Source organism: Streptomyces sp. MH60 (assembly GCF_002939385.1).
In the GTDB taxonomy this organism is placed as follows: Bacteria; Actinomycetota; Actinomycetes; order Streptomycetales; family Streptomycetaceae; genus Streptomyces.
Map to the genome: position 1 here is coordinate 62047 of NZ_MULI01000021.1, position 15007 is coordinate 77053.

Sequence of the window (15007 nt, forward strand, 5' to 3'; positions counted from 1 at the left end):
TGGCGGACTCCGTCTCACGATGCGGCTACGGGGTCACGCGCTCCAGCCGGACGACGATGCCCTTCGAGGTGGGCTGGTTGCTGATGTCGGCGACGCTGTCCAGCGGGACCAGGACCTGGGTCTCCGGGTAGTACGCGGCGGCGGAACCGCGGGCGGTGGGGTACGGGACCACCTCGAAGCCCTCGGCGCGGCGCTCGGTGTCGTCGTGCCAGACGCCGACCACGTCGACGCGGTCTCCCGCGGTGAGGGACAGCGCGCTCAGGTCCTCCGGGTTGACCATGACCACCCGGCGGCTGCCGTGGATGCCCCGGTAGCGGTCGTTCAGGGTGTAGGGGATGGTGTTCCACTGGTCGTGGGAGCGCAGGGTCTGCAGCAGCAGGTGGCCCTCGGGCACGTCGGGCGTGCGCCAGGTGTTGCGGGTGAACATGGCCTTGCCGGTGGCGGTGCGGTAGACGCCCTCGTTGACGGGGTTGGGCAGCCGGATGCCGCCGGGACGTGCCACGCGCCGGTCGAAGTCGTACAGGCCCGGCACGATCCGGGAGATCCGGTCGCGGATCGTGCCGTAGTCGGCCTCGAAGTCCTCCCAGACCACGTTCCCGGGGCCGGTGCCGAGGGTGCGGCGGGCCAGCCGGCACAGGATGGCGACCTCGCTGAGCAGCAGGGGGGAGGCCGGCTTGAGCCGTCCCCGGGAGGTGTGCACCTCGCTCATCGAGTTCTCCACCGTGACGAACTGCTCGCCGCCCGCCTGGTGGTCGCGCTCGGTCCGGCCGAGGGTGGGCAGGATCAGCGCGGTGTCCCCGCACACGGTGTGGGACCCGTTGAGCTTGGTGGAGATGTGGGCGGTCAGGCGGCAGCTCCGCATGGCCTTCTCGGTGACCGCGCTGTCGGGGGCGGCCCGGACGAAGTTGCCCGCGACGCCGAGGAACACCTTGATCCGGCCCTCCCGCATCGCCTTGATCGAGTCGACCGAGTCGAGCCCGTGGGCGCGCGGCGGGTCGAAGCCGAACTCGTCGCGCAGGGCGTCCAGGAAGGAGTCCGGCATCTGCTCCCAGATGCCCATCGTGCGGTCGCCCTGGACGTTGCTGTGGCCGCGCACCGGGCAGGCGCCGGCCCCGGCCCTGCCGAGGTTGCCGCGCAGCAGCAGGAAGTTGACGATCTCCCGGATGGTGGGGACGCCGTGTTTGTGCTGGGTGATGCCCATCGCCCAGCAGACGATGACGCGTTCGCTGCGCAGGACCTCGTCGCGGACCCGCTCGATCTCCTCGCGGGTCAGGCCGGTGGTGGTGAGCACGTCGTCCCAGGAGGCCTGCCGGGCGTGCTCGGCGAACTCCTCGAAGCCGCTGGTGCTGTCGCGGATGAACGCGTGGTCGAGGACCGTGCCGGGCCGGGCGTCCTCGGCCTCGAGCAGCAGCCGGTTCAGCGCCTGGAACAGGGCGAGGTCGCCGCCGGGCCGGATGTGCAGGAACCGGTCGGCGATCCGGACGCCCTGGCCGATCACCCCGCGTGCCTTCTGCGGGTTCTTGAACCGCAGCAGCCCCGCCTCCGGGAGGGGGTTGACCGCGACGATGCGGGCGCCGTTGCGCTTGGCCTGCTCCAGCGCGGACAGTTGCCGCGGGTGGTTGCTGCCGGGGTTCTGTCCCACCAGGAAGATCAGGTCGGCGTGGTGGAGGTCGTCGAGGCTGACCGTGCCCTTGCCGGTGCCGAGGGTCTCGTGCAGCGCGAAGCCGCTCGACTCGTGGCACATGTTGCTGCAGTCGGGCAGGTTGTTGGTGCCGTAGGCGCGGGCGAAGAGCTGCAGGACGAAGGCGGCTTCGTTGCTGACCCGGCCCGAGGTGTAGAAGACCGCCTCGTCGGGACTGTCGAGCGCCTTCAGTTCGCCGGCGAGCAGGTCGAGGGCGTCGCGCCAGCTGATCGGCTCGTAGTGGTCGCCGCCGGGCCGTTTGACCATGGGCTCGGTGAGGCGTCCCTGCTGGTTCAGCCAGAGGTCGGAGCGGCGGGCCAGGTCGGAGACGGGGTGCTCGCGGAAGAAGTCGGCGGTGATCCGCCGTGTGGTCGCCTCGTCGTTGATGTGCTTGGCGCCGTTCTCGCAGTACTCGTTGCGGTGCCGGTGGCCGGGTGCGGGGTCGGCCCAGGCGCAGCCCGGGCAGTCGATCCCGTCCACCTGGTTCATGGTCAGCAGGTCCACCGCGGTTTCCCTGGGGGACGTCTGCTCCAGGGAGTACTCCAGTGCGTGCACCACCGCGGGCACACCGGCGGCCCAGGTCTTGGGCGGGGTGACGGTCAGGTCGTCCCGGGGTTCTTCCCTGGGCGGCTTCTTCATCGGGGGGTCGCCTCTCGTTCGCTGTGTTCCGGTACGGGGCTCTCAGCCCACGGGCCAGACCGCCACCCGGCTGCGCGGCGGCTCGGGCTCCCCGGGCCGCACCTGGCCGCCCCGGATGGTCCCCCGCCAGGCGCCGCTCGCCTCACCGTGGCCTTCGATGTACGCCTTGAAGTGCGCGAGTTCACGGCGCACGACGCGGCCCACCGGCCCGGGGACCGCGGTGAGCACTCCGGTGAGCCCGCGCGGTCCGGCCGACAGCCGCACGGTCATCGCCGTGTGGTCCTGCCCGGTGGGCCGGAACGTCACCTCGCCCCGGTGGCCGTGGCGCTGTCCGAGGCTGCGCCAGGTCAGGTGCGAGTCGGGCACCTGGTCCACGATCTCGGTCGCGAACTCCCGGCTGACGGGGCCGAGTCCGACGACCCACAGGGTCACGGCGGGCCTGACCTGTTCGACCCGCTTGACGGTGGTCATGAACCGCGGGAAGCACTCGAACTGGGTCCACTGGTCGTACGCGGTGCGCACCGGTACGGCGATCTCGACGGTCTCCTCGACGGTGTTCACGAGCCGCTCGCCTCCGGGTGCCGTGCGGTGCCGGGCTTGTCGACCGTGCAGTGCAGGGAGTCGTCGACCACGTCGGCGACGATGGTGTCGCCGGGGTCGGCCTCGCCGCCGAGCAGCAGGTCGGCGACGCGGTTGTCGAGTTCGGTCTGGATCGTGCGCCGGAGCGGACGGGCGCCGAACTCGGGCTGGTGGCCGTGGGCGATCAGCAGCTTCTTGGCCGCCTCCGTGACCTTCAGCGTCATGCCCTGGGCGTGCACCCGCCGTTCGCTCCGGGCCAGCAGGTGGTCCACGATCCGTGAGAGGTCGTCCTGGGTGAGGCCGTGGAAGACGATGATGTCGTCGATGCGGTTGAGGAACTCGGGCAGGAACCGCGTCCGCAGCTCCTCCGTCAACTCGTCCTTGAGGCCGGACACGTCGCCCTGGTGGTCGAGGATGCGGCGGGCCCCGATGTTGGACGTCATGATGACCACGCAGTGCCGGAAGTCGACGGTGCGGCCCTGTCCGTCGGTGAGCCGGCCGTCGTCGAGGATCTGCAGCAGTGTGTTGAAGACGTCGGGGTGGGCCTTCTCCACCTCGTCGAACAGGACCACGCTGTAGGGCTGCCGGCGGACCTTCTCGGTGAGCTGGCCGGCCTCCTCGTAGCCGACGTATCCGGGGGGTGCGCCGACGAGCCGGGCGACCGTGTGCTTCTCCTGGAACTCGCTCATGTCGAAGCGGATCATGCGGTTCTCCTCGCCGAACAGCAGCTCGGCGAGGGTCTTGGCCAGCTCGGTCTTGCCGACGCCGGTGGGGCCGAGGAAGAGGAAGGAGCCCACGGGGCGGTCGGGGTCCCCCATGCCGGCCCGGTTGCGGCGCACGGCCCGCGAGACGGCGGTGACCGCCTCGTCCTGGCCGACGATCCGGGCGTGCATCTCCTCCTCCAGTCTGAGCAGCCGCTCCTTCTCCCCCGCGGTCAGCTGGGAGACCGGGATGCCGGTGCGGCGGGAGATCACGTCCGCGATGTCGTCGGCGGTGACGGAGACGACGCCCTCGCGGCGCTCCTCGATGCCCGCGAGTTCGCCCTCCGCCGTGGCGATCTCCCGCTTCAGCTCGCCCGCCCGGGCGTAGTCCTCGGCGGCGACGGCCTGTTCCTGCTCCCGGCGCAGCTTCGCGATGCGGTCCTCGCGGCTGACGACCTCGGTGGAGCGGCTCGCGCTGCGCAGCCGTACCCGGGCGCCCGCCTGGTCCATGACGTCGATCGCCTTGTCGGGCAGGAAGCGGTCGCTGACGTAGCGGTCGGACAGTTCCGCCGCCGCGGTCAGGGCTCCGTCGGCGAAGCGGACCTGGTGGTGCGCCTCGTAGGCGTCGCGCAGGCCCTCCAGGATCTGCACCGTCTCCTCGACGGAGGGCTCGGGGACCATCACGGGCTGGAAGCGGCGTTCGAGGGCCGCGTCCTTCTCGACGTACTTGCGGTACTCGTCGATGGTCGTGGCGCCCACCACGTGCAGTTCACCGCGCGCGAGGGCGGGCTTGAGCATGTTGCCGGCGTCCATGGAGCCCTCGCCGGTGGCCCCGGCGCCGACGACGGTGTGCAGTTCGTCGATGAACAGGATGATCTCGCCGCGGGCCTGCTGGACGTCCTCGATGACCTTCTTGAGCCGCTCCTCGAACTGTCCCCGGTACTGCGCGCCCGCGACCATGCCGGACAGGTCGAGGGCGACGACCCGCTTGTCCTTCAGCGTGTTCGGGACCTCACCGGCCACGATGCGCTGGGCCAGTCCCTCCACGATGGCGGTCTTGCCGACGCCGGGCTCGCCGATCAGCACCGGGTTGTTCTTGGAGCGCCGGGAGAGGATCTCGACGGTCTGCTCGATCTCCTCGGCGCGGCCGACGACGGGGTCGAGTCTCCCGGCCTTCGCCTCGTCGGTCAGGTCCCGTCCGTACTCGTCCAGGGTCGTGGCGGGCTTGCCCGCACCGTCGCCCGGTGTCCCGCCCGAACGGGCGACCTGCTCGGTGAGCCCCTCCAGCTTGCCGACGTCCTGCCCCTGGGCGCCCAGCAGCCGGGCCGCGCCCGTGTCGCCGTCCGCCAGCAGGGCGCCCAGGACGTGCTCGGGGCCGATGTAGGAGACGCCGGACGACCGGGAGCGGGCGTAGGCGGTGGCGAGGGTGCGCTTGGCGGCCGGGGTGAGGCCCGGCTCGGCGGACGGCTCGCCCGCCTCGCGGGGCAGGATCTCGGCGATCCGGTCCGCGAGCGCGTCGGGGTCGGCGCCCGCCCGGGCGAGCAGTCCCCGCGCGGGCTCGACCTTCGTGGCCGCCCACAGCAGGTGCTCCGTGTCCAGGTCGGACGTCCCGTCCTCCAGCGCCCGCCGTGCCGCCAGGTTGAGGAGTTCCTGCGAGGACTCGGTCAGCATCCGGCCGATCGGCACCCGCTGCACCGCCGGGGGCGAGGAGGCGGGCGACGTTCCGAAGAACCGGTTGAACAGATCACTGAACGGATCGGACGCACCGAAACCGAACGACGACATCGACATGACAGCTCCTGGGGCGGTGGCGAGTCGGTTCCACCGAAACCCCATGGCGGCGGCTCCGCAAGCGGAGCGCCCGCCGCGCGGCGGGCGAGGACCCGTTGTCAGTGGTGGGCGGCATGATTTCGCCCATGACTACTCCTGCTGCTGTGATCGTCGACGCCACCGCCTACGCCCAGGCGGTCGAGGACGCCGCGCGCGCGGCCGCCGCCTACTACGCGGGCGGCACGTCCCCTCTGGACGACGACGCCTACGACCGGCTGGCGAGAGGGATCGCCGCGTGGGAGGCCGCGCACCCGGACGAGGTGCTGCCCGACTCCCCCACCGGCAAGGTCGCCGGGGGCGCGGCCGAGGGGGACGTGCCGCACACGGTGCCGATGCTCAGTCTGGACAACGTCTTCTCGCCGGAGGAGTTCACCGCCTGGACGGCGTCCCTGGCCCGGCGCATCGGCCGCGAGGTCACCCGGTTCGCCGTGGGTCCCAAGCTGGACGGCCTCGCGGTCGCCGCCCGCTACCACGAGGGCCGCCTCACCCGGCTGATCACCCGGGGCGACGGCACGGCCGGTGAGGACGTCTCGCACGCCATCGGCACCGTGGAGGGGCTGCCCGCGGCGCTGCCCGAGCCGGTGACCGTCGAGGTGCGCGGCGAGATCCTGATGACGACGGCACAGTTCGAGCACGCCAACGAGGTGCGCATCCAGCACGGCGGGCAGCCCTTCGCCAACCCGCGCAACGCGGCCGCGGGCACCCTGCGGGCGAAGGAGCGCGCCTACACGGTGCCGATGACGTTCTTCGGCTACGGCCTGCTGGCCCTGCCCGGCACGGACGCCGCGCTCGCCGGGCGGCTGGAGGAGCCGGCGTACAGCGAGCTGATGTCGACGGCGGCCGGGCTCGGCGTGCACACCAGCGCAGGTACCGCGGTGCCGGACGTGGTCGTCGAGACACCCGAGCAGGTGGTGGCCCGGGTCCAGGAGATCGCCGCGCTCCGTGCCGAGCTGCCGTTCGGCATCGACGGCATCGTCGTCAAGGCCGACCTCGCCGCCGACCGGCGGGCCGCCGGGTCCGGCTCGCGGGCGCCCCGGTGGGCGATCGCGTACAAGCTCCCGGCCGTCGAGAAGATCACCCGGCTGCTGGAGGTCGAGTGGAACGTGGGCCGCACCGGCATCATCGCCCCGCGCGGCGTCCTGGAACCGGTGGTCATCGAGGGCTCCACCATCACCTACGCCACGCTGCACAACCCGGCCGACATCACCCGCCGCGGCCTGCGGCTGGGCGACCACGTGATGGTGCACCGCGCCGGTGACGTCATCCCCCGCGTCGAGGCTCCGGTCGCCCATCTGCGGACGGGCGAGGAGCGGCCCGTCGTGTTCCCCGAGGCGTGTCCGCGCTGCGGCTCGGACATCGACACCAGTGAGGAGCGCTGGCGGTGCGCGCAGGGCCGCAACTGCCACCTGGTCGCCTCCCTCGCCTACGCCGCAGGCCGCGACCAGCTCGACATCGAGGGCCTGGGCACCACCCGCGTGGTCCAGCTCGTCGAGGCGGGGCTCGTCGCCGACCTGGCCGACCTGTTCCTGCTCCGGCGCGAGCAGTTGCTCGCCCTGGAGCGGATGGGCGAGACCAGTACCGACAACCTGCTCGCCGCGCTGGCCCGGGCCAAGGAGCAGCCGCTGTCCCGGGTGCTGTGCGCGCTGGGTGTCCGGGGCACCGGACGCTCCATGTCCCGGCGCATCGCGCGGTACTTCGCCACCATGGACCACATACGCGCGGCCGACGCCGAGGCCATGCAGCGGGTCGACGGCATCGGGGCGGAGAAGGCGCCCTCCGTCGTCGCGGAGATCGCCGAACTCGCCCCGCTCATCGACAAGCTCACCGCCGCCGGCGTCAACATGACCGAGCCCGGCGCGACCCCGCCCCCGCCCGCCGACGCGGAGGGCGGGAACGGGGCGCCGCCCGCGGCGGCGGGGGGCCCGTTGGCGGGTATGAAGGTGGTCGTCACCGGCGCGATGACCGGAAACCTGGAACGGCTCAGCCGCAACGAGATGAACGAACTCATCGAGCGGGCCGGCGGACGCTCCTCCTCCAGCGTCTCCAAGAACACGACGCTCGTCGTCGCGGGCGAGGGGGCGGGCTCGAAGCGGGCGAAGGCGGAGCAGCTCGGCGTCCGGCTGGCCACTCCCGAGGAGTTCGCCGCGCTCGTCGCCGGCCTGCTCGGCTGAGACCACCCGCGCGGGCGCGTGGGGGTGTTGGTGACACCCCCGGGCCGGGGGCCAGTCCCAATGATCTCCCCTCCGGGTCCTGGAAAAGTCGTCGTGAACGGACACCGTCCGCCCGCCGCCGGGCGGCCAGAACAGGGGGAAGACCCGTGCACCGCAAGCGCCTCACCGCCGCAGTCCTGCTCGCCGCCGCGCTCACCGGGGCGCTCGCCCCCGCGGCGGCGGCCCACCCGGCCCACCGCCCCGACCCCGTACAGCGTCGGCTCGACCTGCTCACCGCACACGACGGAGTTCCGGGCGCGCTCGCGTACGACGGCAGGACGACCCGTACCTCGGGCGTCGCGGACCTGGACTCGGGCCGGCCGATGACCGACGAGCGGGGCCGGTTCCGGCTCGCCAGCGACACCAAGGCGTTCACGGCGACCGCGGTGATGCGGCTGGTGGCGGACGGCCGCCTGGGCCTCGGCGACCGCGCGGGCACCTACGTGCCGCAACTGGCGGACAGCACCGTCACCGTACGGCAGTTGCTGAAGCAGACCAGCGGGCTGGCGGAGTACTCGGCGCTGGTGGACTGGACCCGGCCGGGGACGTCCGAGGACTACCTGGCACTGGCGCTCGACGCGGGCCCCGTCTTCGAGCCCGGCACCGACTGGGGCTACTCCAACACCAATTACCTGGTCCTCGGCATGGTGATCGACGAGGTGTCCGGGGTCGGTTTCCGCACGTACGTCGAGCGCACCGTCCTGCGCCCGCTGCACCTGGACGACACCTACTGGCCCGCGCCCGGGGAGCTGGGCCTGCGCGGCCCGCACGCCCGGAACTACGGCGTCCATCCCGCGCACCCGCAGGACGGCAGGGTGGACGTGACCGAGCTGCCGGGCTACGAGTTCGGCGCGTCCGGCGGCCTCGTCTCCACGCCCGTCGACCTCAACGCCTTCTGGGACGGTCTGTTCGGCGGCCGGCTCCTGCCCGGCTGGGCGGTGCGCCTGATGACGCGGGACACCACCGACATCGGCGGCCGCGACGTCTACCCGGCGGGCAGCCGCTACGGATACGGCGTCGCCTCGATCCCGCTCAGCTGCGGCGGCGTCTACTGGGGCCACGGCGGCGACCTGCCCGGCGGTTCGGTGGGCGGCGGACGGGCCACGGGCGGCCGGGGCACCGTCACCGTCTACACCACGACGTGGGCGGCCGAAGGGGACAGCCTGCGTCATCTCCAGGGCGCCGTGGACGCGGCCCTGTGCGCGAAGGGGCACTGAACGGCGCGCTTCGGCCGGGAGCCACCAGGAGTGTACGTTCGTACGCCCCGAGGGTAGGCTCCCGCGCATGACTGTTGACGTACTGCGCCGGCCCGCCCTGGCCGATCGGCGGGCTCGCGTGGCCGTCGCCGTGCTGTTCTTCACCAACGGGGCCCTGTTCGCCAACCTGTTGCCGAGGTATCCGCAGATCAAGGCGGACCTCGGCATCGGGAACGCCGCCTACGGACTGGCCGTGGCGGCGTTCCCGGCGGGAGCCATCACGGCCGGGCTGGCGGCCGGGGTCCTGGTGCGCCGGTTCGGTTCGGCACGGGTGGCGGTCGGCGGCACGCTGCTGACCGGGGTGGGCATCCTCGCCGCGGGCCTCGCGGACTCGGTGGCGGTGTTCGCGGGGGCGCTGTTCCTCGCCGGGGCGATGGACGCGTTCACCGACGTCGCGCAGAACGCGCACGGTCTGCGGGTACAGCGCCGTTACGGACGTTCCCTCATCAACTCCTTCCACGCCATCTGGTCCGTCGGCGCCGTCACCGGCGGCTCCATGGCCGCCGCCGCGATCGCGCTCGGCGTCGCACGGGGCCCGCATCTGCTCTTCTCCGCCGTGGTCTTCGCGGTCGCGGCCTGCGTCGCCCTGCGCTACTGCCTGCCGGGTCCGGAGACCGAGGCGGAACCGGCCGTGGAGACCGGTGCGGGGGACCGCGCGCCGCTGCCGACGCGGGTCCCGGCGGCCGGCGTGCGCACCGGCTGGGTGCTGGCCGCCCTCGTCCTGATCGCCACGGCCGGCACCCTGGTCGAGGACGCCGGCATGTCCTGGGCCACCCTCTACCTCTCCGACTCGCTGCACGCGACGGCGGCGCTGGCCGCGTCCGGGTATGTCGCCCTGGTCGGCGCGCAGTTCGCCGGCCGGATCGTCGGCGACCGGCTCGTGGACCGCTTCGGCCAGCGCGCGGTGGCCCGCTCCGGCGCCCTGATCGCGGCGGTCGGCATGGGCCTGGCGCTGGCCGTGCCGACGGTGCCCGGCACGGTTCTCGGGTTCGCCGCGGCCGGGTTCGGGGTGGCGACGCTGGTCCCGGCGGCGATGCACGAGGCCGACGAACTGCCCGGTCTCAAGCCCGGGTCGGGGCTGACCCTGGTCTCCTGGCTGATGCGGCTCGGCTTCCTGCTCTCCCCGCCGGTCGTGGGGCTGGTCGCCGACGCCACGAGTCTGCGGGTGGGTCTGCTGGTGGTGCCGCTCGCGGGTCTCCTCGTGCTCCTGTGCACGGGAGTGCTCCAGCCCCGGCGCCGCTGAGCCGCACCGGCGGGCGACACGATCCGGTCGCGAGTGTACGTTCGTACGCTTTCGGGGGTACGATCGGGCGCATGCCGACGGACCACTTCGCGGGCGACTCCCGCACCAACCTCGAACGCATGCTGGCGGGCGACCTCTACATCGCCGACGACCCGGAGATCGCCCGCAGGCAGCAGCAGGCCGTGCGGCTGGCCGCCCGCTACCAGGCCGCCTACGCGGAGGACGCGGACGCGGCGCGACCACTCCTCGCGGAGCTGCTCGGCTCGCTGGGGGACGAGGCCCATGTGCGGCCGCCGCTGTACGTCGACTACGGCAGCAACATCACGGTCGGGGCCCGCACCTTCGTCAACTACAACCTGACGGCGCTGGACGTGGCGGCGATCACCATCGGCGAGGACTGCCAGATCGGGCCGAACGTCCAGTTGCTGACCCCGACGCACCCCCTGGAGCCCGGCCCCCGGCGGGACAAGCTGGAGGCCGCCCGCCCGATCGTCGTCGGCGACAACGTCTGGCTGGGCGGGGGCGCGATCGTGCTGCCGGGCGTCACCATCGGGGACAACGCCGTCATCGGGGCCGGTGCGGTCGTCACCAAGGACGTGCCGGCGAACGTCGTGGCCGTCGGCAACCCCGCACGGCCGGTGCGGAACGTGTAAGTCTGCTCCCATGGCAACCGGACACACGGACCCGCAGCGGCGGGAGCGCATCCTCGCGGCCACCCTCGACCTGATCGCCGAGGAGGGCATCGCGCGCGTCTCCCACCGGAGGATCGCGCAGCGCGCGGGGGTACCGCTCGGCTCGATGACGTACCACTTCAGCGGCATCGAGCAGCTGCTGCGGGAGGCGTTCGGCCGGTTCACCGACCACATCGTCGCGGTGTTCGACGAGCATCTCGGCGCCGCCGCCGACCGCGACCAGGCCCGCGAGGCGGTGGCCGACCTCGTGCACGAGCTGTCCGAGGACAGCCAGCGCGACCTGGTGCTCACCCAGGAGCTGTACACGCTCGCCGCGCGGCAACCGGCATACCGGGAGCTGACCCACGAGTGGATGCGCCGCAGCCGCGTCCACCTGGAGAAGCACTTCGACCCGGACACGGCCCGCCAGCTCGACGCCCTCATCGAGGGTCTGACGCTGCACCGCGCCCTGGCCCGGGAGCCGCACGGCCGTGCCCTCACCGTGGAGGCCATCGCCCGGATCACCACCACGGACCGGCGCGCCGCCGAGGGAAGCGCCACCCCCTAGCAGCCCGTGCGGCGCGGGCCTGACCCCTGCGCCGCACGGGCGTTCCCCGTCAGCAGACGCCGTCGCCCGGCTTGGGGTTGCCCAGGTTGAACAGGGGCCGCAGCTTGAGGCCCACCCAGGTACCGGCCAGCGCGAAGGCGCCCCACAGCCAGCCGCTGAGGCTGCCCGAGGCGATGCCCGCCAGATAGGCGCCGATGTTGCAGCCCCCGGCCAGCCGGGCGCCGATGCCCATCAGCACACCGCCGAGCACCGCCGCGACGGCGGTACGCCAGGGGATGCCCCGGTGCAGCGCCCAGGTGCCGCCGAGCGAGGCGGCGACGGCCGCGCCGACCATGATGCCGATGTCGGTGAGGCTGGTCTTGTCGGCGAGCACCGGACCGGCCAGCATCTCGGCGTTGCCGGGCCGCTGCCACCAGGTCCAGTTCTCCGGGTGGCCGCCGAGCGCGCCCACCAGCTCCGAGCCCCACAGGCTGAAGGCGCTGGTGACGCCCCAGGCGCCGCCGGAGACCAGCAGGACGCCGGCGCCGAGCACGGCCAGCGCGAGGGCGCCGACGGCCAGGGGCCAGGAGCCGCGGACGGCGCGGACGGCCGCCCGGCGCGCCGAGGGCACGGCGCCCAGCGGGGGCGGGTTGCGGCGGGCCTGGACGCGGCGGCTGACCAGCACCACGAGGAGCAGGGCGCCGATGGTCACGGCCCAGGAGCCGAACCAGCCGATGTGCTCGGACAGCACGACGGGCTCCCAGGCGGGGAGGTCCTTCCACAGGTCGAACTGCCAGGCGGCCAGCGTGGCGCCGGCGACGAAGCCGCCCAGGGTCAGCACGATCGACGTCTGCCCCGAGCCGACCGCGAACAGGGTGCCCGAGGCGCAGGCGCCGCCGAGCTGCATGCCGATCGCGAAGAGCGCCGAACCGGCGAACAGGCCGACGCCGATCGGTCCGGCGGACGGCGCGGGCTGGGAGCCGAACAGCCCGGTCTCGGTGCCGATGACCAGCGCGAACAGGGTGGCCGTGGTGCCGAGGAGCAGGGCGTGCGCCCGCAGCCCGGAGCCGTTGCCGACGGCGACCAGCTGCCGCCAGGCGGAGGTGAAGCCGAACCGGGAGTGGAAGAGGGCGACGCCCAGACCGAGGCCGAGCAGGAGCAGCACGCCGGGCTTGGCGCCGTGCGCGGACCACACGTACACGGTCAGGGCGGCGGCGAGCAGCCCGGACACGACGAGCGGCGCCCGCCGGACCGGGGGCAGGGGCGGCGCCTCGGGCCGCGCCGAGGAGGTGGGCGAGGGGGCGAACAGGGCGGTGGGCGCGCGCGGCGGCGCGGCCGGGGCGGACCCGGCCGGGGGTGCGGTGGTCACGGAAGATCTCCGGGGTGGGGTGCACGGGGACGGCGGACGCTGGGCGGACCGGCGGCGCGGGGAGCGCGGCCGGTCCGGGGGCTCAGCGGCGACAGAGGCCGTCGTCGACGCACCACGCCGAGCACGCGAAGAGCGCGAGGCACAGCAGCGGAGCCGATGCATACATGCGTACGAAGATACGGAAGAGCGTGCTCCGTATGCCACGCCGTCTCGCCATGCGGATGGCGGACGGCGGACGGCGTGGCATACGGATCTTTCCGGGTCCTCCCGGCCGGTTACAGGGTGCGCTCCAGGCGGTCCGCCATCAGCTGGACGAACCGGGCGGGCTCCTTGGGCCGGCCGCCCTCGGCGAGCACCGCGAGGGCGTGCAGCAGTTCGGCGGTCTCGGTGAGCTCCGCGCGGTCCCGCCGGTCGGTCCAGGCCCGGTTCAGGGACTTCACCAACTGGTGCTCGGGGTTGAGTTCCAGGATCCGCTTGGCGCTGGGCACCTCCTGGCCCATCGCCCGGTACATGTTCTCCAGGGCGGGCGTCAGCTCGCCCGCGTCGGAGACGACGCAGGCCGGGGAGACGGTCAGGCGGTGGGAGAGGCGGACCTCCTTGACCTCCTCGCCCAGGTGCTCCGTCATCCAGCCGAGCAGTCCGGCGTACTCCTCGCCCTGCTTCTCCTTCTCGGCGTCGCTCTTCTCCTCCTCGGTGCCGGACAGGTCGATCTCGCCCTTGGCCACCGAGCGCAGCGTCTTGCCGTCGAACTCCCCGACCGCGTCGACCCAGACCTCGTCGACGGCGTCGGTGAGCAGGAGGACCTCGACGCCCTTGGCCCGGAACGCCTCCATGTGCGGGGAGTTCTCGATGGCCTGCCGGGACTCGCCCGTCATGTAGTAGATGTCGTCCTGCCCGTCCTTCATCCGCTCCACGTAGTCCTTGAGCGAGGTGGGCTCGTCGGCGTCGTGGGTGGAGGCGAACGAACAGGCGGCGAGGATCGCGTCCCGGTTCTCGGAGTCGGTCACCAGGCCTTCCTTGAGGACCGCGCCGAACTCGCGCCAGAAGGTGGCGTAGCGGTCCGGCGCCGACGTCCTGAGGTCCTTGACCGTGGACAGGACCTTCTTGGTCAGCCGGCGCTGGATCATGCGGATGTGCCGGTCCTGCTGGAGGATCTCGCGGGAGACGTTGAGCGAGAGGTCCTGCGCGTCGACGACGCCCTTGACGAAGCGGAGGTAGGGCGGCAGCAGTTCCTCGCAGTCGTCCATGATGAAGACGCGCTTCACATAGAGCTGGACGCCGCGCTGATAGCCCTGGGTGAACAGGTCGTGCGGGGCGTGCGAGGGCACGAAGAGCAGGGCCTGGTACTCGAAGGTGCCCTCCGCCTGGAGCCGGATCGTCTCCAGCGGGTCGCGCCAGTCGTGGGCGATGTGCTTGTACAGCTCGTGGTACTCGTCGTCGGACACCTCGTCGCGCGGGCGCGCCCACAGGGCCTTCATGGAGTTGAGCGTCTCGGCCTCGCGGGCCTCGGCGCCGTCGCCGTCCTCGCCCGGCTCCGGCAGCAGCCGGACCGGCCAGGTGATGAAGTCCGAGTACCGCTTGACGATCTCCTTGATCTTCCACGCGGAGGTGTAGTCGTGCAGCTGGTTCTCGGAGTCGGCGGGCTTGAGGTGCAGCGTGACGGCGGTGCCCTGCGGGGCGTCGTCGAGCCGCTCCAGGGTGTACGTGCCCTCGCCGCGCGAGGTCCACCGGGTGCCCTCGGTCTCACCGGCGTGCCGGGTGACCAGGGTGACCTCGTCCGCGACCATGAAGCCCGAGTAGAAGCCGACGCCGAACTGGCCGATGAGCCCGTCCGCCCCGGCCGCGTCCTTGGCCTCGCGCAGCTCCTGCAGGAACTTGGCGGTGCCCGAGTTGGCGATCGTGCCGATCAGCTGGGTGACCTCGTCGTACGACATGCCGATGCCGTTGTCCCGCACGGTCAGGGTGCGGGCGTCCTTGTCGACCTCCAACTCGATGTGCAGGTCGCTCACGTCGGCGTCGGGGGCGTCGTCGCGCAGGGCGGCGAGGCGCAGCTTGTCCAGCGCGTCGGAGGCGTTGGAGACGAGCTCGCGCAGGAACACGTCCTTGTTCGAGTAGACGGAGTGAATCATCAGCTGGAGCAGCTGACGCGCCTCTACCTGGAACTCAAACGTTTCGGTCGTCATGGCTGGGGAGTACCTCACAGGTCCACGGAATCGTCTGCACTGGTGAGAGCAACTCTAGAACAGCGAGGGCGGCAGTCGCCGCCGGTCGTACGACCTCC

General features: G+C 72.6%; 10 protein-coding genes. 5 read left to right on the plus strand and 5 right to left on the minus strand.

Annotated features, from left to right (window positions below; translation table 11 throughout):
* Positions 1-25: 25 nt before the first annotated feature.
* The 3 genes from BZZ08_RS16050 to BZZ08_RS16060 are packed head-to-tail and all read right to left on the minus strand — an operon-like array spanning position 26 to position 5391.
* Positions 26-2320 carry an FdhF/YdeP family oxidoreductase gene (locus tag BZZ08_RS16050; protein WP_104632903.1) on the minus strand — a complete coding sequence of 765 codons (2295 nt, stop codon included), beginning with the start codon at positions 2318-2320 and terminating at the stop codon, positions 26-28.
* A gap of 42 nt (positions 2321-2362) precedes the next feature.
* Entirely contained in the window at positions 2363-2881 is a 519-nt protein-coding gene (locus BZZ08_RS16055; RefSeq protein WP_104632904.1) for an SRPBCC family protein, read from the minus strand.
* On the minus strand, positions 2878-5391 hold the full coding sequence (locus BZZ08_RS16060) for an ATP-dependent Clp protease ATP-binding subunit (protein WP_104632905.1): 2514 nt from the start codon (positions 5389-5391) through the stop codon (positions 2878-2880). Before BZZ08_RS16060 ends, BZZ08_RS16055 begins: the two co-directional genes overlap by 4 nt.
* A gap of 125 nt (positions 5392-5516) precedes the next feature.
* Here BZZ08_RS16060 and ligA point away from each other — a divergent pair, with 125 nt between their 5' ends.
* The 5 genes from ligA (at position 5517) to BZZ08_RS16085 (ending at position 11378) form a co-directional block, all read left to right on the plus strand.
* A complete protein-coding gene (gene ligA, locus BZZ08_RS16065; protein ID WP_198601504.1) occupies positions 5517-7601 on the plus strand; it encodes an NAD-dependent DNA ligase LigA in 2085 nt (694 codons plus the stop codon).
* Between the two features lie 146 nt (positions 7602-7747).
* Positions 7748-8857 carry a serine hydrolase domain-containing protein gene (locus tag BZZ08_RS16070; RefSeq protein WP_104632906.1) on the plus strand — a complete coding sequence of 370 codons (1110 nt, stop codon included), beginning with the start codon at positions 7748-7750 and terminating at the stop codon, positions 8855-8857.
* 67 nt (positions 8858-8924) lie between these two features.
* Positions 8925-10139, plus strand: coding sequence for an MFS transporter (locus BZZ08_RS16075; RefSeq protein WP_104632907.1), 1215 nt, complete (start codon positions 8925-8927; stop codon positions 10137-10139).
* A 71-nt stretch (positions 10140-10210) separates the two neighbouring features.
* Positions 10211-10792 carry a sugar O-acetyltransferase gene (locus BZZ08_RS16080; protein ID WP_104632908.1) on the plus strand — a complete coding sequence of 194 codons (582 nt, stop codon included), beginning with the start codon at positions 10211-10213 and terminating at the stop codon, positions 10790-10792.
* A gap of 10 nt (positions 10793-10802) precedes the next feature.
* Positions 10803-11378, plus strand: a complete 576-nt coding sequence (locus BZZ08_RS16085; RefSeq protein ID WP_104632909.1) for a TetR/AcrR family transcriptional regulator — start codon at positions 10803-10805, stop codon at positions 11376-11378.
* A gap of 49 nt (positions 11379-11427) precedes the next feature.
* On the opposite strand, the gene BZZ08_RS16090 is transcribed toward BZZ08_RS16085, so the two are convergent.
* Together BZZ08_RS16090 and htpG are read right to left on the minus strand one after the other, a co-directional pair.
* The gene (locus BZZ08_RS16090; protein WP_104632910.1) at positions 11428-12726 is read right to left on the minus strand and encodes a YeeE/YedE family protein; all 1299 of its coding nucleotides are present in this window, start codon (positions 12724-12726) and stop codon (positions 11428-11430) included.
* A gap of 275 nt (positions 12727-13001) precedes the next feature.
* On the minus strand, positions 13002-14909 hold the full coding sequence (gene htpG, locus BZZ08_RS16095; protein WP_104632911.1) for a molecular chaperone HtpG: 1908 nt from the start codon (positions 14907-14909) through the stop codon (positions 13002-13004).
* Between the last annotated feature and the right edge of the window lie 98 nt (positions 14910-15007).

Bases quoted from the DNA above. Each gene is read 5' to 3' on its own strand.
- BZZ08_RS16060 (WP_104632905.1), bottom strand. From the start codon at position 5,391: ATGTCGATGTCGTCGTTCGGTTTCGGTGCGTCCGATCCGTTCAGTGAT.
- htpG (WP_104632911.1), bottom strand. From the start codon at position 14,909: ATGACGACCGAAACGTTTGAGTTCCAGGTAGAGGCGCGTCAGCTGCTC.
- BZZ08_RS16050 (WP_104632903.1), bottom strand. From the start codon at position 2,320: ATGAAGAAGCCGCCCAGGGAAGAACCCCGGGACGACCTGACCGTCACC.
- ligA (WP_198601504.1), top strand. From the start codon at position 5,517: ATGACTACTCCTGCTGCTGTGATCGTCGACGCCACCGCCTACGCCCAG.
- BZZ08_RS16080 (WP_104632908.1), top strand. From the start codon at position 10,211: ATGCCGACGGACCACTTCGCGGGCGACTCCCGCACCAACCTCGAACGC.
- BZZ08_RS16085 (WP_104632909.1), top strand. From the start codon at position 10,803: ATGGCAACCGGACACACGGACCCGCAGCGGCGGGAGCGCATCCTCGCG.
- BZZ08_RS16075 (WP_104632907.1), top strand. From the start codon at position 8,925: ATGACTGTTGACGTACTGCGCCGGCCCGCCCTGGCCGATCGGCGGGCT.